At 57.6% G+C, this 21,325-nt stretch carries 14 protein-coding genes and 2 pseudogenes; 10 read left to right on the top strand and 6 right to left on the bottom strand.

Annotated features, from left to right (window positions below; all coding sequences use genetic code 11):
* The first annotated feature begins 219 nt into the window (after window positions 1–219).
* The 8 genes and pseudogenes from NLM31_RS09020 to NLM31_RS08980 all read left to right on the top strand — a co-directional run.
* A complete protein-coding gene (locus NLM31_RS09020) occupies window positions 220–1,695 on the top strand; it encodes an acetyl/propionyl/methylcrotonyl-CoA carboxylase subunit alpha (protein WP_254192068.1) in 1,476 nt (491 codons plus the stop codon).
* 1 nt (window position 1,696) lies between these two features.
* A complete protein-coding gene (locus tag NLM31_RS43195) occupies window positions 1,697–2,200 on the top strand; it encodes an acetyl-CoA carboxylase biotin carboxyl carrier protein subunit (RefSeq protein WP_254192067.1) in 504 nt (167 codons plus the stop codon).
* Between the two features lie 22 nt (window positions 2,201–2,222).
* Window positions 2,223–3,809, top strand: a complete 1,587-nt coding sequence (locus NLM31_RS09010) for a carboxyl transferase domain-containing protein (protein ID WP_254192066.1) — start codon at window positions 2,223–2,225, stop codon at window positions 3,807–3,809.
* Between the two features lie 363 nt (window positions 3,810–4,172).
* Window positions 4,173–4,373 (top strand): hypothetical protein, encoded by a 201-nt coding sequence (locus NLM31_RS09005; protein ID WP_254192065.1) that lies wholly within the window; start codon window positions 4,173–4,175, stop codon window positions 4,371–4,373.
* A gap of 218 nt (window positions 4,374–4,591) precedes the next feature.
* Window positions 4,592–5,341 carry a hypothetical protein gene (locus NLM31_RS09000; RefSeq protein WP_254128849.1) on the top strand — a complete coding sequence of 250 codons (750 nt, stop codon included), beginning with the start codon at window positions 4,592–4,594 and terminating at the stop codon, window positions 5,339–5,341.
* Between the two features lie 14 nt (window positions 5,342–5,355).
* Window positions 5,356–6,045 (top strand): hypothetical protein, encoded by a 690-nt coding sequence (locus NLM31_RS08995; RefSeq protein WP_254128848.1) that lies wholly within the window; start codon window positions 5,356–5,358, stop codon window positions 6,043–6,045.
* A 295-nt stretch (window positions 6,046–6,340) separates the two neighbouring features.
* Window positions 6,341–7,876 (top strand): class I adenylate-forming enzyme family protein, encoded by a 1,536-nt coding sequence (locus NLM31_RS08990; RefSeq protein WP_254192064.1) that lies wholly within the window; start codon window positions 6,341–6,343, stop codon window positions 7,874–7,876.
* Window positions 7,877–9,314: 1,438 nt separating this feature from the next.
* Window positions 9,315–9,759, top strand: a pseudogene (locus tag NLM31_RS08980) (MFS transporter); the annotation flags it as partial.
* Between the two features lie 1,545 nt (window positions 9,760–11,304).
* Here NLM31_RS08980 and NLM31_RS08975 read toward each other — a convergent pair.
* A complete protein-coding gene (locus tag NLM31_RS08975; protein WP_254192027.1) occupies window positions 11,305–12,684 on the bottom strand; it encodes a transposase in 1,380 nt (459 codons plus the stop codon).
* A gap of 115 nt (window positions 12,685–12,799) precedes the next feature.
* Here NLM31_RS08975 and NLM31_RS08970 point away from each other — a divergent pair, with 115 nt between their 5' ends.
* Window positions 12,800–13,084 (top strand): hypothetical protein, encoded by a 285-nt coding sequence (locus NLM31_RS08970; protein ID WP_254192028.1) that lies wholly within the window; start codon window positions 12,800–12,802, stop codon window positions 13,082–13,084.
* 248 nt (window positions 13,085–13,332) lie between these two features.
* On the opposite strand, the gene nifA is transcribed toward NLM31_RS08970, so the two are convergent.
* The 5 genes and pseudogenes from nifA to NLM31_RS08945 form a co-directional block, all read right to left on the bottom strand.
* On the bottom strand, window positions 13,333–15,150 hold the full coding sequence (gene nifA, locus NLM31_RS08965; RefSeq protein ID WP_254128843.1) for a nif-specific transcriptional activator NifA: 1,818 nt from the start codon (window positions 15,148–15,150) through the stop codon (window positions 13,333–13,335).
* Window positions 15,151–15,667: 517 nt separating this feature from the next.
* Window positions 15,668–15,916, bottom strand: coding sequence for a hypothetical protein (locus NLM31_RS08960; protein WP_254128842.1), 249 nt, complete (start codon window positions 15,914–15,916; stop codon window positions 15,668–15,670).
* A gap of 888 nt (window positions 15,917–16,804) precedes the next feature.
* Window positions 16,805–18,031 (bottom strand): ISL3 family transposase, encoded by a 1,227-nt coding sequence (locus NLM31_RS08955; RefSeq protein WP_254127840.1) that lies wholly within the window; start codon window positions 18,029–18,031, stop codon window positions 16,805–16,807.
* A gap of 251 nt (window positions 18,032–18,282) precedes the next feature.
* Window positions 18,283–19,254 carry a nodulation protein NodZ gene (locus NLM31_RS08950; RefSeq protein WP_254192063.1) on the bottom strand — a complete coding sequence of 324 codons (972 nt, stop codon included), beginning with the start codon at window positions 19,252–19,254 and terminating at the stop codon, window positions 18,283–18,285.
* A 112-nt stretch (window positions 19,255–19,366) separates the two neighbouring features.
* Window positions 19,367–20,420, bottom strand: a pseudogene (locus tag NLM31_RS08945) (IS630 family transposase).
* Window positions 20,421–20,533: 113 nt separating this feature from the next.
* On the opposite strand from NLM31_RS08945, the gene NLM31_RS08940 reads away from it, so the two are divergent.
* Window positions 20,534–21,313 carry an IS5 family transposase gene (locus tag NLM31_RS08940; RefSeq protein ID WP_256561152.1) on the top strand — a complete coding sequence of 260 codons (780 nt, stop codon included), beginning with the start codon at window positions 20,534–20,536 and terminating at the stop codon, window positions 21,311–21,313.
* The last annotated feature ends 12 nt before the right edge of the window (window positions 21,314–21,325 follow it).

Genomic DNA, 21,325 nt, shown 5'->3' with positions numbered 1-21,325 from the left:
TGAGTGACCAGTGTCGCTACGTGATGTCAACGCATGGCAGCGCAAAGGCAGGCTCGAAATGACTTCGGCGCGGCTTCGATCGGTCCCGGCCGGCCTCGCTCGAACCCGATCCATGGGGCATCGCGGCCATTTCGCCCTTGCGTGACGAGTGCGCGCACTTTCTCGTGGACCAACAGCTCTCAAGCGCCGGAATTCCGACCCTCTTTGGACGAATACGCGATGCAGACACTCCCCTTCGATACGGTCCTGGTCGCCAATAGGGGCGAGGTAGCCGTGCGCATCATCAAGACGTTGCGCAAATTGGGGTTACGCTCCGCAATCGTCTATCACGATGTCGATGCAGACACGCCAGCGGTTTCCATGGCGGACACTGCGATCGCCATCGACGGTTGCTCCCCGATCGCGGCCTATCTCGATGCCGAGCAAATTATCGCGTCAGCCTGCAGAGCAAGGGCCGGCGCCTTGCATCCTGGGTATGGATTTCTGTCGGAGAGCGCAGAGTTTGCGAGAGCTGTTGAAAGGGCGGGCATTGCATTCGTCGGGCCGAGTTCAGAAAGCATCGAACTGATGGGCGACAAAATTCGCGCCCGCAGTTTTGTTAAGCGCTGCGGATTTCCAGTCGCGCCTTCCGCCGTCGAGGAAGACGATCCAGACACCTTCCATTCCAGAGCGCGGGCCCTTGGCCTACCTTTGCTGGTGAAACTTTCCGCTGGCGGCGGCGGCAAGGGCATGCGGATTGTTCGCAATCTCGACAACCTTGATGACGCGATCGCGCATGCGCGCCGTGAGGGGCTACGTTACTTCGATGATGGCCGGCTCTATGTCGAGAGATATGCCGAAAAACCACGCCACATCGAGGTACAGGTGCTAGGCGATTCCTTCGGGAAGGTGATCCACCTTTTCGAACGAGAGTGCTCGGTGCAACGCCGCTTTCAGAAAATCATTGAGGAGACACCCTCACCTGCCTTGTCGCCAAAGTTGCGTAACGAGGTCTGCGAAATAGCGGTCGGCATCGCTCGTAGTGCTAACTATCGCAATGCTGGAACTGTCGAATTCATCTTCGAAGGGAGTGAATTCTACTTTCTAGAGATGAATACCCGGCTTCAGGTTGAGCATCCTGTAACTGAGATGGTCACCGGCATCGATCTCGTTGCCGAGCAAGTTCATATCGCCGCAGGTCGCCCGCTTCGCTATGCACAGTCCGATATCGTCTCTGAAGGCCACGCGATTGAGGCCAGAATATACGCTGAAGCTCCTGAACGCGACTACGTTCCGACGACCGGAAAGATACTCATGCTGGAGTACCCTCAGCGCGAGGGGGTACGAATTGACAGCGGCATTGTTCAAGGTCAGCAGATCACGACTGCATTCGATCCCATGCTTGCAAAGGTCGTTGTACATTCGTCCAACCGCCGTGACGCCGCATTAGCGTCCGAACGCGTAATGCGCGAGTTGGTGCTTCTTGGCTGCGAGACGAACGTAGATTTCCTTGCGCGTCTGTTCGCTGACGAGACGTTTTTGAGCGGACAAATTCATACCGGCTATCTCGATGAAAACCCGCACGTGGCGGCTGGCCAATGTGCGATCGACCTACCTGCCGTCCTAGCGGCCGCCGCGCTCCTGACAAGGCCCGTTCGCGATTCAGCAGATGCCGTGCCCGCGCTCCACGCAGAGATCGGCAAGTGGAGAAATTGATGTGAAGCACCTTTTTGCACTTGATGACGAGAACTATGAATTATGGCTCTCAGCTGACCAACACGGTTATCGTCTTCACCTGGACGACGCGGTATTTGCCCCGGTGTCGTTTTCACACGAACTCGCCGGTAGCGGTACCCTTGTCATTGCGAGCGACACCGTTCCCGTTAAATTCGCAATCGATGGTGATATGATTTACCTGCATATCCGCGGCAGGACGCACATTTTACGATATCGCGATCAACTGCGAACGCTCGCTTGCTTGGACGAGCAGGCGCGCCATCTTGTGGCTCGAGCACCGATGCCTGGCGTCGTGATTGCAACCCAAGTTTCTCGTGGTGATGTCGTGTCTGCAGGCGCGACGCTGATGCTGGTCGAAAGTATGAAATTGGAATTCATCGTGCGTGCTCCTCGGAACGGTGTGGTCGAGCGCGTTCACTTCGGCGTAGGCGACAGTTTCGAGCGAGACTCCGCGCTGGTTACATTTTTCGAGGAAGGGCGCTGACGTGCATCGGATTGCTTCCCGGGTGGACACCAAGTCGCGAGACTTTCGCCTCAACGAGCTCCATAACCGACGACTTGCGACCGAATTGAAGGAGCGCCAGCGTTCAGCTCGCTTCGATCGACCGGCGCGAGACCGTGGACGCCTGCGGCAGCAAAGCAAACTGTTCGTTCGTGATCGGATCGAGGCGTTACTTGATCCCCACACCCCGTTTCTCGAGCTTTCGACCCTCGCCGCCAACAAGGCTTACGAGGGCGAAGTGCCGTGTGCAGCGCAGATCGTCGGCATCGGCATAGTGGCGGGTCGCGAGGTCATTGTTCATGCGGATGATGCCAGTGTGAAGGGCGGCGCTTGGTATCCACTATCCGTAAAAAAACTCGTACGCGCCTTGGATATCGCAATTGAGAACCGCCTGATGGTGGTCCATCTTTGTGACTGCGCGGGCGGGTTCTTGCCTTTGCAGGCAGAGTTCTTCGCTGATCGCTATCACGCAGGTCGAATTCTGCGTAACCAATCAGTTCTCTCCAAGATGGGGGTGCCGCAGGTTGCCATCGTAATGGGGCACTGTACCGCGGGAGGAGCCTACGTTCCGGCGCTGAGCGATTACAATATCATCGTGCAGGGGACCGGGGCCATCTTTCTCGGCGGACCTCCAGTCGTGAAGGCCGCCACCGGAGAGGTGGTATCTGCCGAAGCGCTTGGTGGCGCTCGCATGCATACGAGCGTTTCGGGAACGAGTGACTACTTCGCGACTTCCGAGATGCATGCGATTGCCATTGCGCGCGACATTGTTGCTCAGATGAAGCGTCCAGCGAAAGAAGCGATTGCTCAATCTGCTCCGGAGCTTCCGGCCTACGATCCATCTGAATTATACGGCATTATTCCAAAGGATCCCCGCGCGCTGTTCGACATGCGGGAGATCATCGCGCGCCTCATTGACGGCAGCCGGTTCCACGAGTACCAGCCCCGCTATGGCCAATCCCTGGTATGCGGTTTCGCACGACTCCATGGATACCAGATCGGAGTTATCGCAAACAACGGCGTGCTGCAAAACGACAGTGCCCTGAAGGGCGCCCACTTCATACAGCTCTGCGACAACAACCGGACGCCTTTGCTCTTCCTGCAGAACACCACCGGCTTCATGGTTGGACGGGAATACGAAGAGCGCGGCATCACGAAGGACGGAGCCAAGCTCATCATGGCCGTCTCCGGAGCGGAGGTCCCGAAAATAACGGTGATTTGCAACGGCTCTCATGGAGCAGGGACATACGCCATGGCTGGTCGAGCCTTCGACCCACGCTTTATGTTTACCTGGCCACACTCTCAGATTTCGGCCATGGGGGCGGAGCAAGCGGCTGGTGTGCTAACCCACGTCAAGGCGAGGCAATTGGCTCGTGACGGCGGGCGTCTGTCCGAGCAAGAATTAGCAGCCATTCGAGAGCCGATTTTGGAAGAGTATCGGGAGCGATCGAGTGCCTATTATGCAACATCCGAGCTTTGGGATGACGGCATTCTTGATCCAATAGACACCAGAAACGCACTCTCAATCGCATTGAGTGCTTCGCTTAATACTCCAATCGGAGCGCCACACTACGGCATATTCAGACTGTAGGTCGCGGTTTCGCGCGCGACGACTGGACAAGAGATACCCCGCGCCGACATACGCTTCGCAAGAACGAAGACTCCGACTCGAAAGCCTGACACATGCAATGCCCGAAATGTCATGCCAGAGATCACACTGCATCACATGACCCATGGAGCGGCCGCCCTGTGATCGAATGCAAGGCATGCGGCGACTATCTTGAGAACACATTCGCGGAGCGACAGAAAGCATGCTCCATAATCACGGGCGTCGTGGCATCTAGCCAGATCGGCGAGCACAAGGGCAGCGCTCAACGTGTTGCAAATGAAATCCTACAAGCGCTCGACAATGCCGGTCTGGCGATCCGTCTCACCTGACTAGTAGGACCAACCCATGCGCATCCGCTCTTCCCAGCGCCCCAACCGCGGCCTGACGTCGTTGATGTTGGCGCATCAAGATCCTCGAGAAGGGACGGGTTGGGACAAGCATACTTTTGTCGCCGTGGTCGCAATCGTGCTTTCCGTTGTGATTGGTCTGATGATGCTGCCTATGCGGAGCTTCGTAGGACAACGTGAAGTCGCTATCGCGCTTTAGTAAGCCACTCGGACATGGAAACGCACGTATGAACTGAGATGCCATCTTTTCCAGAGCGACGATAGACAGCCGCATCCTCAACAGGAGCGGCTGTCTAGATCTCACAAATCAAACGAACTCCACATTAGGCCATGATTGCGTCGAAGCCACGACCGCAGACACGCAGGCCGCGCACTTCGCGGTCGCATGGATTGAACGAGGATCTTGAGAGGACTTCCATGGTAAAGCCAGTAGTTATTGTGATCGGAGCGGACAAGGGAGGGGTCGGCAAAACGACCGTGTCTCGGACGCTTCTTGATTATTTCAGCGCGAACAACGTGCAGACCCGCGCATTTGACACCGAGTCGCCGCGCGGGACGCTCAAGCGCTTTCACCCCGCGATCACCGAAATCGTGGATATGACGAGGACCGCGGACCAGATGAAGATTTTCGACACGCTGAACTCGGGCCTATCCGTCAGCGTGATCGACGTGCGCGCAGGACTGATGTCCCCAGCGCTCGCGTCGCTGCGCGATATAGGCTTTTTAGACGCCGCGCGATCGGGGCAAATTACCTTTGCCGTATTCCATGTATTGGGATCGTCTATCGCCTCGCTGGACGAGATAGCCGAAACGAGCAATTTCATGGCCGGGGCAAAGTACTACCTGGTCAAGAACTTCATCAACGACACGCAGTTCTTTCAATGGGACCAGGCGACGTACAACTCCTATTTCCGCCGCATCAAAGACGCCACTGACTTAACGATCCCGAAGCTCAATGAGATGGCCTATGAACAGGTCGAAGTCGCCTCCGTCCCGTTCGTCAATTTTGTTGCGAACAAAGGGCCGCACGAAGACGCCGCGGACTACTCTTTCGTGCTGCGCGGTTACGTCAGACATTGGCTTGCCAATGTCTGGAGCGAATATGACCGCATCAACTTGACAGACCTCGCCGGCGCCAAGTCGGTGACCCGTGCGGGCGAGAGGTAGTCAATCGAGGACTTATGCAGCGCTGGATCGCAGTTTTGGTAACCCCGGTCTACATCATCTGCTCTGCGAGCCCGCAGGTCGGCAAGACCCTGGTCGCGCGGCTCTTGAGCGAGTTCTTGCTACTGAAGAACGGTACAGTGCTCTCCTTCGACCTCAACTTGAAGGAGCCGTCGTTGCTCGACTACCTCCCCACTGTCACTGAGACAGCGGATATCATGGATACCTATGGCAAGATGCAGCTAGTTGATCGACTGATCCTCAACGATAGCGTGGCAAAGGTGATCGACCTCGGCTTCCACGCCTTCGACGAGTTCTTCAAAATGTGCGGTGAGATTGACTTCTTGAGCGAGGCGATATTGCACAACGTCGTGCCAATCGTCCTATTCATGCCTGACATCGACCGTGTCTCTACGCGCGCCCATGAGATGCTACGGTGGCAGGTTCCGCCGCAGATACTGATCACCGTCCATAACGAGTTCGTTGTCCGCGGCGAACTATTCGAGGCCATGAAGCGGGGCCGCGTGCTCCGCTTCGCGGCACTGCCGGCATTTCTGAACGCCTTTATCTGCCGATTAGGTTTGTCTTTCACCGGCTATCTACGCCATGAAAAGGATTCCTCAAGCGAACTGCATCAATGGATTCGGCAGAATTACACCAGCTTCCGTGATCTCGAGTTGAGTGTGATACCGCAGTTGTCGTGCTGAGCTGTGACGCACCAGTGGTACGAAAATGCGAGCCGGTCGCCTCCCACAACAATGCCGAACGCGTCCGGTTCCGAGCCCGCGCTTGCGGCGGCCTGAGTTATACGGAGCCTTGCGCGCCAAGGTCCCGGCGATGTCGGTGCAGCCAGTGTTGAATGACCCTGACGTCTTGTCCGTTTGGCTACATCGGCCTCTCAATCGTGAAACACAGTCACAACCTTCAAATGGGCGACGACAAACGCTGATTCGGACAACTCGGCTGAGAGCCCTGTAAGGACCCAAGAGAGGATCAAGAATAGTGGATCTCTGCTCACTGATTGAGCGCAACGCTGCGTTCGCTCCTAACAAGCCTGCGATCCATTTCGAAGGCGAGACATTAAGTTACGCCGACCTTAATCGACGCATCGACCGCGCAGCACGTGCCATGAAAAATGAGCTCGGGGTCAACAGAGGCGATCGCGTTGCTCTCCTCAGCCTCAACCGCCCTGATTACCTCGTTCTCCTCTACGCTTGCGCGCGACTCGGGGCGATATTGGTGCCCTTGAATTGGCGGTTGGCGGTTACCGAGCAGCTTTTCATCTTAGCCGACGCAGGGGCCAAGCTTCTGCTCACCGAGCAGGCTTTTGAAGGACTCCTGCCGATTCTAGCAGAGACACTGCCCCAGGTAACGACCGTGGGCTTCGACTTTGCGTCTTCCGGCACGCGCACATGGGAGGGCTTGTTGGAGCAGATACAGCGAGAGAACTACAACCCCAACGCGGACATGACCGACCCGCTTCTGATCGTCTATACTTCAGGGACCACGGGCCGGCCAAAGGGAGCAATTCTGAGCCAAGAAGCCTTGTTGTGGAACGGCGTGATGAGTCAGCATATGCACGACCTCACATCCGACGATCATGTGCTGACAGTACTGCCACTTTTTCACGTCGGCGGGCTCAACATTCAGACGACGCCGGCATTGCATCTTGGCGCGACCGTTAGCATTTGTTCACGGTTTACGACTGACGCCACCTTTACCGCACTCGCGCATGATCGGCCGACTTTGACCGCCTTGGTGCCTGCGATCATTCAAACCTTGACTGGCGACCTTAGGTGGTCGACGGCCGATCTGTCGTCGCTGAAAGCGGTCTCGGTGGGTTCAACGATTGTGCCGCAACACTTGATCGATCGCTTGGCTGCGCGCCGGGTGCCCGTGCTGCAGGTCTACGGCTCTACGGAAACGAGCCCCATTGCGATCTATACGAGGCTCGGCGGTGACCTTTCGCGGCAGGGGTCGACCGGCCTACCCGGACTGTGCTGTGAAGCGATCGTGATAGACGATGCCGGTAACGAGTTGCCCGCGGGGACGCCGGGTGAGATCGCCGTGCGAGGCCCAAACGTATTGCACGCGTATTGGGACAATCAAGCAGCCACGCGCGAGGCGATGCATGACGGCTGGTATCGCACTGGCGACATCGCCTCTCGTGATCGAGACGGCTATTTTTGGGTTCATGACCGCAAGAAGAACCTGATTATTTCCGGCGGAGAAAACATCTATCCGGCGGAGGTCGAGCGTGTACTCCTCGAGCATACTGACGTTGCAGAGTGCGCGGTCATTGGCCGGCCGGATCCTTTATGGGACGAGGTACCGGTCGCTTATGTGATCGCGCGGCCCGGAGCCGGGACGAACGCCGAAGCTCTCGTAACGCATGCGCAATCGCATCTCGCGCGTTTCAAAGTGCCCCGCGAAATCATTTTCACGGAAGAATTGCCGCGAACGGCGTTAGGCAAGATTCAGCATAATGTACTCAGAGATCTTGATTCCCGATCAGGCGACCAAGACTTCAGCAATTGACGGAACTTGGATTGCTTCACCGCAGTTCATGTGCCTCGCCCGCGCGTGTGGCCGCTCCATGAGCAGCTCTCACGCGATGGCGCGCTTGAAAGGAACTTCCAGCAAGCTGGATCTCGGAAGGCGGATCGTTTTGCACCGTCTTCGGCAACCTATCGACTGCCGATTCCGACCCGTTGTGGGTCTGCGGCTCGCCCTCCTTCCGGCGTTCAAATCCAAGGCACGCGGCAGTGTCGTTTGTGCGATCCATCGATGACCCAGGCAATGTGATGCGTCACGCTGAGCCGATTTTAGATCCTGCTCGCCTGTTGCGATTAGATCATTCCGCAAGCTCGTGCCCTATGCCTGCCAAGGATACCGTTTGCTTCAGTTTCCCACCGACCTCAGCTTTCGACCACGCCGTACCCGTCGTTTTTTACTGACGGAAGTTGACGCACCTGCGACAGATGTCAGGTGTTGCCGATCTATCACTTCAGCATCCGCGCAAAGGCGCCACACTTGCCCCCTATGTGGGCCGCCGAATCTGCTCGCCGATTTCGAGAGCAGCATCCACATCAGATAACGGGAGCAAGTTATGGCTAGTCAGAACGTCATTTGTTTCGATGCAGCTCATAAGATACGGCGCTCGAACAAACTGCGGCTCGAGCGACTTTCGGGTGGGCACCGGCGATCGATCGTCCTTGCGACCAGCATGGATCCATCCGTACTGTTCGACTTTTCCAAAGACGAACTCCGGTCGTTTTGCTCGGCTTTCGCAATCCTAAGCGGACATGTGAGCTGAAGTCGCGACAATCACTCGGCCGCAGGCGCCTTCCGCAGCAGTGGATATGTCAGCCTCGCGCTGGCCTCTGCTGCGCCAAGTGGCAGCGGCCTCTTGAGATATCCGGCTACCGACTTGGAGGTTGCCGTCGGACCTCAGAAAGACGCGCCTGAACATCCCAGGCACACGCACATAGTAGAAGTGAAAGATCCACGTGAGTCAGACTATACCGCCGAACCGGAGGACCGCTATCCGGCACTTCCTGTCGGACTGCGAGCTGTCTTTTCGTTTCCGCCCGGGTATGCGCAAGGGCGTTGCGGACACCATATGGTCGTTACTTGAGATTTATAGACCGCATCTGTCTCGTCCAATGGCAGCGCTGGCTGCTTCTCGTGCCTATTCCGAATCCATTACCCTGGCCTTCGGCGGACTGATCCTGTTACTGGTGTTAGCGGTCCCCACTATTCGCGCTTCCCTGCAAGAAGATTGGCTAAAGGTTTCCATCGTCGCGGCGTGTCTGTTTGATCAATTCTGCGATCCGATTGGTGGCAGGCCGATTGACCATGACGTTTCGGTCCCTCTTGAGGATTTTCCTGACGCGGTGGTCAAGCTCACGCCCGCAACCGAGGACAGCCACTTCTACGACCATGTCGACCTCGATTTCCCGGGCGGTGCGACTATCGTGCGACGAGCGGATTTTTTTCGAGCAGTTCGACTTCTTCCTATCCGGCTTCTGTGCTAGCGTTGTCGTGAAGGCATTCTTTGCATCGGATGATGAAACCACTTTGCTGCTTAGCACGTTTGGTATGTTCTGAATGGGCGCTCTAATGCGCCCGATCGGCGCTATCGTGCGCCGGCGGCGTTTCGGTCTATCTATCGGAGATCTCAACGCCCCCGGAACCGCGGCTTCTGCACCTCGCTCCAATCGTCGAGCCAGCAGGTCGCGATCTTCGTTGCAGCGATCCTCGGCTACAGAGACGATGCCGCGTGAAACCGTTCTGGGGTTGGCGCATTTCCGTTCTTTGCGGGCTGCTTCATCATTTCGCTGATCTTCTTCCTACGCCGAACTCTCGAAAAAGCGCCGAACTTTCTGGCCTTGAAGAGACGTCCTACCGCTCGCGTGGTCTTACCGAGGCGCTGCGTGGAAGCCTTTATGCACGTAGGCGAGAAATAGCGAAATAGCAGTTGGCTTAGCAGCTCTGACGCCAATGGGATCTGAACCCGGCGAAGCTAACAGATTCGTCCTGCGGATGGACGATAGATTTTATCCATCACGTGAGGCGCCAATCGTGGCAAGTTTTACTAGAATACCGAATTTGTGAAGTACTGAAGCAGCTTTGCACAGCAGCAGTCATCATCGCTTCAACAAGCACCTGTATAGGCATGGGTTCACGAGCTGAATGACTGCAAGTACTCCCCGCCGCAAGCGCCGCTTTCAACCTACCTTCTCTGACCAGCGGCCAGTCGTTGCTGAAAAAGGATATCTTGTTGGAGTTTCTATCCATGGATCACACTTCGCCCAAGCCAGAGCACACACTCGATACTTTGGTTAGCGCAGCGTTTGAGAAGTCATGGCGTTTCGTAGAGAAAGATCCATTTCTGACCCACAATGCTGAGGCGTTGCTGCGCGCCAGGCTACGAGCCCACCTGGAACGTTCATTGAGAACAGGAGAAAAGAATGTATTTGATCTGGCGAACAACGCTATTTGTAGTCTACGTACCGAACTAGGACGGTGGCCCGGATTATAGTGTCGGCCTCAGTGGTGGCGTGGTGCGCCCCCCGTGGCACGGATCTATTAGCGACCTTGCATAGGCTGCGGCCCTCGTTCTTCCAGCTCCCGGACCTCAATCTTCCTACCAATCTGCACTGTCGGCCTGATGGCCGGCAGGAATACACCAGAGGTGGTCGTCCTTCTGCACACCACACAGCGGGTTGTCTGTTCCTCCGCCACAGGACGAGCCACTTTCAGACGCAAAACTTCAATGTCGCTCTTGCTAATTAACCACTGGAGAGGAGGCTCTTCGTCAAGCTCCTGGCCGCACCCGCCAAAGAAGTTTCATCCTGCACCCGACCGCCGAGATACACAGGATCCACCAAACGCGGCAAAAGACATGTTTGCCATTCTGACCGTTCAAGTCCCTCGCATGTGGGGGCTCAGCCTAAATTCCTTGCCGTTGCCCTCATCATCTCAAGGAGCCAGCTCAAGGCCGTATCGTTCGATCTGGATCTGTGCCACTGCACAGATAGTTGCACGGGCGGGAGCTTGAACGGAAGTTCAACGATCTTGATCGGTAGCCGGCCGATTGCCTCCTTTGCGAGGCGCCTAAGCCGCCGAGCCCGCGTTGCCGATTTCGGAAGACGGTAGTGGGCGCGGCCAATATAGCAATGTTAGACACAATGCCGCGGAATTGCGCCGCAACCGCGATGTGCGCTATCTTGATGACGGTTCCATCGAATCGATCGATGGCACAGATTTCGTGATCGGCTTGCCGGTTTCTGTCAGACGGCCGCCCGTGGTTATGGGGAATTTCTCGAACGCTTCGGGGACGTATCTATTACGGCCAATCGACAGCCTCGGCTATTTTATCGCCAGCCTCCGTTATCCGTCCACGCCCCCTATCTCACGTCGCATATTTTGTACCTGACGTCCTGAGCTCGACTTTGGCCGATTTATGCGGCGTAGGCGAGCGCGTTCTCCATCCGGCGCCAGATATGGCGCGGAATTTCTATACTGTTCCGGCGCGGCCGGGACATGAAAGAAATCTGATGAGCCCATATTTGGCGTCGGACGGATGCGATCGCATCGCTAAAGGTCAGCGCGGCTTTTGGATACCAAGCCGCGGTTCTGGGCTTGAGCTTTTGTGCCTTGGCGAGGTCGTGGGTCCATAGCGTGACGATGGAGTAGAGGCCGAGCAAGATCGGGGTAGTGCGCAGAATGGCTTTGTCCGACCATTGGCGCTGGGTCTCGACACCGAGGTGAGCGCGAACTTCCTCGAAGGTGACTTCGACCTGCCAGCGAGTGACGAACCAGGCGAGGATGTCGCGGGGAAGAGCGTTGAGATCGGTCGCCAGGAAGGCCTGCGGGTCGAACTCGCCGGTTGGGTCGCGGACGAGAAGCCAGCGGATCGGTACCGGCGGAACGCCGCCGCGATACCACAGAGCGGTGCCGGTTGCGATCTCGACAATGCGATTGGTTCGGCCGTACCAGAGACTGACCCGGTAGCGCGTCCAGGACACGTTGCGATCCTTGAGGATGGCAGAGAGTTTTTTGTGGGGCTTACCTCGGATTGGAGGGCGGCCACGACCTTTGCGCTTTGGTCGGGGAAATTCGAACAGGTTGGCATCGAGGCGCAGGCGGGTGACAATGCAGACATGCTTGCGGACAGCGGCAAGGAACTCGATGGCGGCAAAGGCGCTGTCGGCGACCAGTACGATATATCGATCGGGCAGCCAACGATGGATTTGCCAAGCAGCCTGGCGGGCCCAATCGAGCAGCGTCTTGGGCGAGCGCGACTTGCCGTCATAGAAGCGTTTGGAGGGGGCGAGCAGTGTGAGGAAGGGCAGCGCCATGATGCGATCGGCCCACGGCACGCGCACCAGCAACATGGCGGAAAGCCAGCGCAGACCGCTGGCTTTGACGAAGTGCCCCTTGGAGGAGCGCACCGGGTCGCGATAGATGCCGCGGGCGCTGATCTTGGGTCCCCAGCGCCGCTCGATGGTGTCATCGAGCCCGATCACCACTGGCTCGCCGGCCGCCACGAAGACCTTGATCAGCAGGAGCAGCAGGCGGCCTGCCGCGGCCCGCGACGACCACGCCGCCCGGTTGAGGACGCGATGGAAAGTACAGAAATCGGGATCGCGCTCTCGCCCGAGGATGCGCAGCGCCGCCGTGACAGTGCGCCGGCCGGGCGCCAGGATAACGCCGGCGAGCAGCATCAGAACATTCGGCCAGGTAGGACGCGTGAACAGATCGGTGAAGACTGCAAGCCGGGCTGCAAAACGCGGCGGCAGCGGATCGCAAGAGCGGGGAAGAAGACGGGCGTGTTGCATCCCATCGGTAGAATCGGCATGTTGAATCGCGGCAACCTCGTCCAGCTGCGACAAATTGAATCGGCAAACCGATCCACTCTGGCCCGCGCGGCACCGATCGAGCACATTGAGCGCTATGGCAAAATCCGACCCAACGCTTGCCCAGATTGCTGCTCAGTTCACGCATCACGACATAGAAAAGAGCCGTAGCGGTTATTTAGTTATCAACCGTCGGACTTCAAATCCGGTCGCACGGCTGCGCCCCATTCCAGATACCGATCGCTTCGAGCTCTTCTACTGGTCGAACGTGAAGGGGCGCTGGACAACCTTTGGCAATATGGGGCGCATGAAACTCATGCTCACGAGCGCTCATGAAATCGTCGAGAACGATCCCATGTTCAGGGGTCCGCGTATCCCATGAACGAGTTCAAAATTGGCCAAAGTCAAGCTGAGAGCCTAAGCATTTTACGTCAATCGGCTTGGCTTTCGCTGCACCGACCGCCTTGCCGGGGACTGGCCGGTTCCTGCAGCCGGCTGACGGCCTCGACCATCACACGCATTTTCTCATCGTCGCGCCGGATCTCCGATGCTGCTTCTTCTTGGACGTGGGAGGCCTCTCGTCACTTCACATTCGCGCCTCTGACAGCATAGACCGAATCCAGGAGCTGTTCACAGACGCTTGATTTCGATGCCATATTTCCTGAGCGCGTATCCGATTTGGCGCGGCGTCAGTGCAAGAAGGCGCGCGGCCTTTGCCTGAACCCAGCCAGCTTTTTCCATTGCAGCAATGAGGCGCTCGCGATCCGTCAGCTTTGCACCACTCACGATCGCACCATCGGCCGGCGCGACCTCGATAGGTGGACTTAGAACGGCAATCGACGCAGCTGTGTCAGGAGCCGGTATAACTGGTTTCGCCGATAGCTCACCGATCACCGTGGCCCGCGGCTTCGTTTGATCCGATCCGCTCTTCCACAACAGGGCAGAGAGGCATTGACCGTGACAGCAAGCAAAATCGCGCCTGACGATGAACGGCCCTGGCGCCAGTGTTGCGGTCCGTTGCACGCAGTTTTCGAGTTCACGCACATTACCCGGAAAACCACAATTCATCAGCACGTCCATGGCACTCGGATCGAACGTTAACGTACGACAGTTTTCGCTGTTGAAATTTTTGAGAAACTCGGTGGCGAGCAGCGGAATGTCACTACGTCTTTCGCGCAACGGGGGCAGCAGCAATGGAACTACGCTAATACGATAATAAAGGTCGGCGCGAAACTCGTTCTTTGCCACCGCCCCTTCCAGGTCCTTGTTGGTTGCAGCGATCACGCGGACATCAACTTTTATAGTGTGGCCGCTACCGACCCGCTCGAACTCTTGTTCCTGAAGAACCCGCAACAGCTTTGCCTGAAACGAGCCCGAGATCTCGCCGATCTCGTCTAGAAACAGCGTCCCCTTGTCGGCAAGCTCAAAGCGCCCTTTGCGTGAATTATGGGCACCAGTAAACGCCCCCTTTTCGTGGCCGAACAATTCGGATTCCAGCACTGTCTCAGGCAGCGCCGCGCAGTTCATCTTAATGAACGGCCGCTTAGTCCGCGGAGATAACTCGTGAATAGCTTTGGCTACCAGCTCCTTGCCGGTGCCCGACTCACCTCGCAACAGAACTGTGGCATTCGACTTGGCTACCACCGCGATCTTGTCGAGCAGTCCGCGTAGTGCCGGACTGGTACCGATGATACCATCGATATGAACCTTCTTACGCTCTCGCGCCGGTTGCTTAAATTCGAGGAGCTCCTTCTGCCATCGATAGCTCTCCGCCATGAGGCGCTTGCGGTCGCGCGCCACCAAGCGATGGAGCTTCACCGCCTGTCCGATGAGGTTGGCAATCATGGTGAGCAGCCGGACATCGGAATCGAGCGGGAACATCGAGTCGGTATCTGGCACACGCTCGATCGATAGGGTGCCGACTACTTGTCCATCGACGCTGATGGGAACTCCGATAAAGGATAACCGAATGTGATCGCCGGCCCCGAGCACATCCATGTCAGCAGCACTAAACGCTGGATGCGTTGCAACGTCTTCAGCTACGAACGGCATCCCCGTCGCCACAATCTCATCAATCGCCTTTTGAGGCAGGCGCATGCGGTAGCGTTCATCGCTTCCTTCGGTCCAACCGGCGCCGACCGCGATTTCCGCCACGTCGTCGTCTGCCAGGAGAGAGACGACACCGTGCCGCATCTGCAGTGAGGATTGCAGCAGTTCGATGACGCTTGCCAGCGCGACTTCGAGCCGCGAAGGACTAGCAAGCATGTTCGATATTTCGAACACTCCTCTGAGGGCGATTTCGTTCAAGGGTACGACCACGGGATTGTTCGCCTCGCCCTCCGAGCCAGGCCATTCGCCCGCGGAAGCAATATGCACTGTGACAACGCCGACGTCGCCCTTCCTCTCCTCGCTTGCGCTTAGTTCGCACTTCAAAACATCGTCTTGCATGTCACGCTCAATCTCGTGTCCACTCGGATGCCGCCAGGAGATAACATCTTTTCATGGCACGACGGTGAACAAGACGCTTCATTCGATTCACGCTGCTTCACAAGATCGCGCACAAACCTTCGCTGGAATAATATTGGTGCAGACCCAACGAAAACAAGAGATGACTTCTCACGTATTCGCAGATGATCACATACGGCCTACGTCGCGGATCGCGATATCTCGTGTTTCACTTGCTTCATTCGAGCGCAGGGTGAGCTTTTCGCTTTCCCACCACGACGTCCCAGAATGTTGGAGCGATATGCCTACCCCAGGTGGCCATGCAGGTCGCGTGTAGGTCAAAGGACGGAACGCCACCGCGATGCCAACAGGCTCGGCCGCCACGACTGATGTTAATTGCGTCCGTCGGCGACTGGCGTTTCCGATGATGTCAGCAGCGCGCCCTCCGGCACGGAGTGTGAGCCGGCCGCGCTGTTGCGCAATGCCAGAAGCCGCTTGCGCCCAAACTCTTTGAGTTCGGTCAAGCGGTGCGGTCGGATCCGGCGGTAGCCAGCTCGACCTCGACATCGTCTTCAGCCACCGCCCCTTGCGGGAATGAATCATCATCGACAGCTTGCCGCGGGCAAGAGCTGGCGTGCCAGCGCAAAAATCGATCTCCGGCCGACGAGCCGAAGTCGCGACGCGCATTGAGCACCAGCATATTCCAGTCTTTCCTGCTGCATGCCGGTCCCACCAACATGCAACGGATATTGACGTCGATTTCCGACATGCGACATTGGAGCGCATGGTTGTCTGACATGCCGGTCCAAGCGCATCTTTCTTCCATTCTCCTTGTCGCACTCAACTGCGCTTGGATCTGTGCAGGATTTGGGCCAGCGCAATACGAAGAATGCCGATGCGATTGCGACGCAGTGTCGCGCTCGCTAACAGCTTAGCGGATCGAAGACATTAAGCGCGTGTGCTTTCTGGCAACCACACAGGCGAGGGATCTTACCGTGTCTTTGAGCTCCCCAAGTTGTCCCCGGCGGACGTGCGCTCCTGTCAAATTCGTCTCTTCTCTTACTCAAGCGCAACTACGGCAACAGTGCCAAGTTTGTTGGAAATGCTTCAATGCGTCTTGAGCGCACGGTTTGTCATTTGTCAGCCGGACGATCCGACGTCACAGTCGCTGGCATCTTTTTGGTTGACCGCCTTCGACTCACGGGAAGTAAGTCGCTTCGTCACGTCCCACGACCCAGGTTGCGGCTCGGCAGCCTTTCGTCTCTCGATCGAATTGGGGGCACTCGACTATCTGCGAGACCGTAAGACAGCAAGCACGACAGCCTGTTGCGCGGGCAGACATCTCAGAACAACGGCACTCACTGCCGCACCCGCAACGATACCCGCAACGCCCGCCAATCGAACGTTACCACCCCCGTATGTCGGATTCGTTGTCTCAGTGGTCCCGGAACCGGCAAGATTCGCCGGTGAGCGCGTTTCGGCGCATTGAGTTAAATTAGAGCGATGACCTCGACTGCCAAGGCGCCCCAATCGGCAAAAGGCCCGCCACCCTCGTCAAGACGCGGCAGCGCGACAACAGAACAAACACAAGTCGCCGCACGATCGGCGAGAGTGTAAGGGCATGCAACTTATAAGGCTCTTTTGAACTTTGAGTGGGCTACGCGGCATGGGGGTTGATCGGAGTGAAGTCGAGTTTTCCGGCGATGAGGAAGAGGACGGTGCGCATCGTTGTGAAACGGGTATAGCCGCGGGCCTTGCGTTTAGCCGCCTGGAATAGGCCGTTGAGGGCTTCGATGTAGCCGTTGGTCTGGCGGGTTTGCGTCCAGGCGACGATGCCGTCGAAGTGCTTGCGGATCATTCTGGCGACCTCCTTCATCGGCTCGACCCTGGAGCGCAGGACGTTGGTGCACCACTGTTTGAGCATGGCGGAGACGACGTTGATCTGCTTGCGATCGAGGATGTCGCGCAGATGCTCGCGATAGAGCCAGGCACGCGCCGTGCGTTTGGTCGCGGCCTGAGCAATCAAGGTGTCGAGATCGGCGCGACTTTCGTCCGACAGCCGGCCGCGGTCCTTGAGCAACGTCCAGCGCAGCCCTTTGAGGCTTGGATCTGTGCGCTGTTCGAGGCGCCGCATCTTGTCGACGGCAGTGGAAGCGTGGGCGACGACATGGAACTTGTCGAAGGTGATGCGGGCGTTGGGCAGATGATCTGCGACGCCCTTGATGAAGGCCGGCGACATGTCGATGCTGACCAAACGGACCTGCTCGGCGGTACCTTTGTGGGCGGCCAGATCGGCGGCGAAATCGGCCACCGTCTTGGCGTCCTTGCCCTCGGTGACGAACACTACCTTCCGCTCATCGGTGTCGGCGGTGATGGTCAGATAATTGTGGCCGCGCCGGCAGGACGTCTCGTCGATCGCCACGGCGGTCACTGCCGAAAGGTCCGCCTCGGCCAAGGCGAGATTGACATAGCGCGAGCAGATCGCGTGGACCCGATGCCAGGATTCGTCGACCAGCTTGGCGACGGCCGCAAAGGTCATCTGCTGGGCCATGGCCAGCACCAGCGCTTCGAACAGCAGGGTGAAGCCGGCGAGCTTGCCGAACCAAGCGGGCTCGGCCAGGACGACCTTCCCATCGGGCAGCTTCACCCGCGGCGTCCGAACCTCCAGGAAGCATTCGTGCTGGAAGAAGTTGAGATGTCGCAGCCGCTTGATCTGGGTGTCATGAACCGGGTGGACGCCCGCGACACCGGCGACCGCAAATCGCGTCCCGGCGACGAAATCGACAGTGATCGTCAGAACCTTCTTGGCAGCGTCGAAGTCGACGCCCCGAACGTACCACGGCTTGGTAATCCCAAGCGCCGATTCGAAGAGCTGATTTTGCACCGTCCCACACGCCTCCCAGAGCCCCACCTGCACCCAGCATCGCAAGGGGGCGGTCGGCCCTCAAGGACGCTTCGCGCCGCGGTGCGGTGGCCTGCGGCCATCCTTGACCGCCGAACGCCCCCTTGCACCGGGCAAGGCAGGTCGGGACGGAGGGATGGTCTCTCATCCGGTCGAACATAGGGATGAACGCGGCGCTCGTCGTCAAGCGGCCAAAGCCGTCACTGCCCCCACTCGGTTTTCAAAAGAGGCACTTATAAGATCGGGTGATGCTCGAGCGGCTCATCGATCAAGATCAGACGAGTCGGATCATTCAAATCGAACTCAATAATGCGCGGCGCGACAAGGCGCGCATAGCGCGTGAAGGCGCTGGTCGGCGGAAAGCGGATCACGGTATCGCATCGACCGAGGAGGTACATCTCGATGAGAGCAGAGAACCCTCCCTCCGCTCCCAGTTTTGCACTGTGCAATGGCCCTGCTTGAACCGCCTGGAAGCGCTTTGGGATGGTAAAGAGGTCGGGAAACATGGCCGACACCCGATCCAGAACTTTCGGACTGTCCGTACATAAGAACACTCTCACCGGCCTTTCGTGGGGCGATGCCTTGATCTCTTCGATGGCCGTGCACACCTGCCGCAAGGCACGCTCCGGATCGGCCCAGTATGGCGTGTGCCCCACGATATCTTCGCCATTGCCGTGTCGAACATGAATGCCTATTACGCTGCGACCCTTGAAGTGCTCCTGATAGATCGCGTCAATCCGAGTTTGAACTTCAGACCGCGGTTTGACGGCCCGAAATATTTGTCGTTCGGCATCCTGATCACACCCCCACATCAAACAAGCATCACACACCACAGTATTCGCGTGAGTGTCATCCCGAGCCTCGAAGAGCTGCCTCAGCTCATCACGTTCGCGGAAAATCTGCTCGTCTGGTCGATAAACGCAGTCGACGGATGGCCGATTCCACCAACTTGGAAAAAACGGTCCCGGAAAAGAGAGCTGATTGATCCGATCATCGCAAATCACGGGTACACCGGCGATGTCTTGGATTAGCTCGAAGAACACCCCAAACGCGTTGGTGAAGGGCTCATCGAGATAACAAGATCCGCGCCAGTCGATAACCAACGTACGCCCTGTCCGCTTGGCGTATTGCCAAGCCGACGCGAGCGACCACAAGCAATCACCGAAGCCAGTACGTCGTCGGGAAACAACGAACCTTTCTTTCACAGACCACCATCAACAAACATTTTACTGTCCTCGCCACGACATACCGGACGGATCAGACCTAGGGAACTCTGCGTAAGATCTCCAGAGGTCATCGCGGCCCTAGCACCCGGAATCATAGCTGAGTGATACGTCTACCTTTTGTATGGACGCGGTCGAACCTTTTTCTTTGTCCGGACGAAAGGCTCGGCTTTGTCGTTGTATGCTTTGATGTAGGCATCGATGTGCTGCTTGAGCTGTTTGAGACTTGTGAATGAGGCGCCGCTCAACGACTGCCCCTGCAAGATCGAAAACCACACCTCAGCCTGATTGAGCCAGGATGCTTGTGGGCGTGAAATGAACTTTCACATTGGGATGCGCCCAAAAGCCATAGCGCGCTCTTTTTGTGGGTTTGTGAGATTGTCGAGCGCGAAGCTGGCGGTTCGGAAATGCTGCGGTCACACGATCCATGAAGTCAACAAACTCGACCCGGCGGCGGCGTTTCGATTGCGTCGCAAGGATCTTCCCGGTGGCGACTTCCAGCGCTGCAAATGGCGCGGTCGTGCCGCTTGTAGTCGTGGCCTTACCCGGCCAAGGCGCGACCGTCGGGCAGCGTCAGATAACCCTGTGCTCGTTCCAAGGCCTGAATCGAGCGTTTTTCGTCTACGCATAGGACGATAGCCTTTTGAGCGGTGCCACATAGAGGCCGACTACGTCGGCAGCTTTGGCCATAAACTGCGGGTCGTTGCTCTCACACCATGACTTGCGGCAGCGAGATCGATTTTGTTATTGCGCAGGAAGCGCCAGAAATATTGAACGTCGACATCGCCAAGTTTCCAGCCAGCAGCGGCCCTGTCCGGCGCGCGTACCCGGCGGGAGGCGACTTATCCAGCAACTTTAAAATCCGTCTGTCGGTAGCCTTCGTATAGATCGGCTGCTTGCCCGGCAGGGGCTTGCTTTGCAGGCCTTCAAGACCTTGATCCGCATAGCGATGGCGCCAAAGGCTTGACAGTCCGCGGCTGGACCCAACCTCCTTGGCGATCGATCGGGTACTGCGGCCGGCCGCAGCTATAAGAACGATCCGCGCTCACGTCAAATCGCGCTGCAGCGTCAGCGGTGAGCGCCAACGTTCCTCACAGCACCTTACGATCTTTCTTCGAAAAGTGGACTCCTCTCGCTTCGGGTACCATCCCAACGTTGAATCATGACTCACTTCCCTGGGAAAGGGGGTACTAGGCCGTGTTGAAGGTTTTTGACAGAGGAATCGAGTTTTGATTCAAGGCTGCCTTTCTAGGAGGCAGGATTGAGTCGGGCCGATCCGACGGAGACACGATGGCAGATGCTCGATCCGTTGTTGCCCGATGGCGGCGAACGAGGCCCGCCAATTCTAGACAAGCGGCGTACGGTCAACGGCATTCTGTGGGTTCTGCGAACTGGCGCGCCGTGGCGCGACATGCCGGAACGATATGGCAAGTGGAACTCGGTCTTCATTCGCTTCACACGCTGGAGCAAGCTCGGGGTGTGGGATGCGGCATTCGAGACTTTGGCGAGTCTCGGGCCTGCCGCCGACGAGGAGCACGCCATCGATTCCACCATCATCCGGGCGCACCAGCATGCAGCTGGAGTAAAAGGGGGGAATCAAAATCAAGAGGCGCTCGGCCGCTCGCGCGGCGGCTTCTCGACGAAGGTCCACATCCGCACGAATGCCGAAGGCCACCCGCTGACCTTCGACATCACTGGCGGCGAGGTCCATGAAGTTAATGGCTACGACGCATTGATGGAGCTTCACGACCTCAGTCCCAGAAAACTTCTCGGTGACAAAGGCTACGACAGCGACGCCATTCGTGCTGACCTTGTGGAGCGTGGCATCGAGGCTGTGATCCCGCCGCGATCGAACCGCACGATCCAGATCAAATATGACCGTGAGGCCTACAAACATCGCAATCTTGTCGAACGCTGTGTCAATCGCATCAAACAGTTCCGTCGCGTCGCCACCCGTTACGAAAAAACTGCCAGAGCTTTCCTGTCGATGCTAAGCATCGCCGCAGCGATGCTCTGGATTAGAACCGTCAACACGACCTAGTCATCGATCGAC

The organism is Bradyrhizobium sp. CCGUVB4N, assembly GCF_024199945.1.
Classification (GTDB): Bacteria; Pseudomonadota; Alphaproteobacteria; order Rhizobiales; family Xanthobacteraceae; genus Bradyrhizobium.
This window is presented reverse-complemented; position numbering and strand designations above follow the sequence as displayed.

What these genes read in the sequence shown, in the direction of transcription:
- NLM31_RS09020 (WP_254192068.1), top strand. Translation starts at nt 220, where the DNA reads ATGCAGACACTCCCCTTCGATACGGTCCTGGTCGCCAATAGGGGCGAG.
- NLM31_RS09005 (WP_254192065.1), top strand. Translation starts at nt 4,173, where the DNA reads ATGCGCATCCGCTCTTCCCAGCGCCCCAACCGCGGCCTGACGTCGTTG.
- NLM31_RS09000 (WP_254128849.1), top strand. Translation starts at nt 4,592, where the DNA reads ATGGTAAAGCCAGTAGTTATTGTGATCGGAGCGGACAAGGGAGGGGTC.
- NLM31_RS08995 (WP_254128848.1), top strand. Translation starts at nt 5,356, where the DNA reads ATGCAGCGCTGGATCGCAGTTTTGGTAACCCCGGTCTACATCATCTGC.
- NLM31_RS08975 (WP_254192027.1), bottom strand. Translation starts at nt 12,684, where the DNA reads ATGCAACACGCCCGTCTTCTTCCCCGCTCTTGCGATCCGCTGCCGCCG.
- NLM31_RS08970 (WP_254192028.1), top strand. Translation starts at nt 12,800, where the DNA reads ATGGCAAAATCCGACCCAACGCTTGCCCAGATTGCTGCTCAGTTCACG.
- nifA (WP_254128843.1), bottom strand. Translation starts at nt 15,150, where the DNA reads ATGCAAGACGATGTTTTGAAGTGCGAACTAAGCGCAAGCGAGGAGAGG.
- NLM31_RS08960 (WP_254128842.1), bottom strand. Translation starts at nt 15,916, where the DNA reads ATGTCGGAAATCGACGTCAATATCCGTTGCATGTTGGTGGGACCGGCA.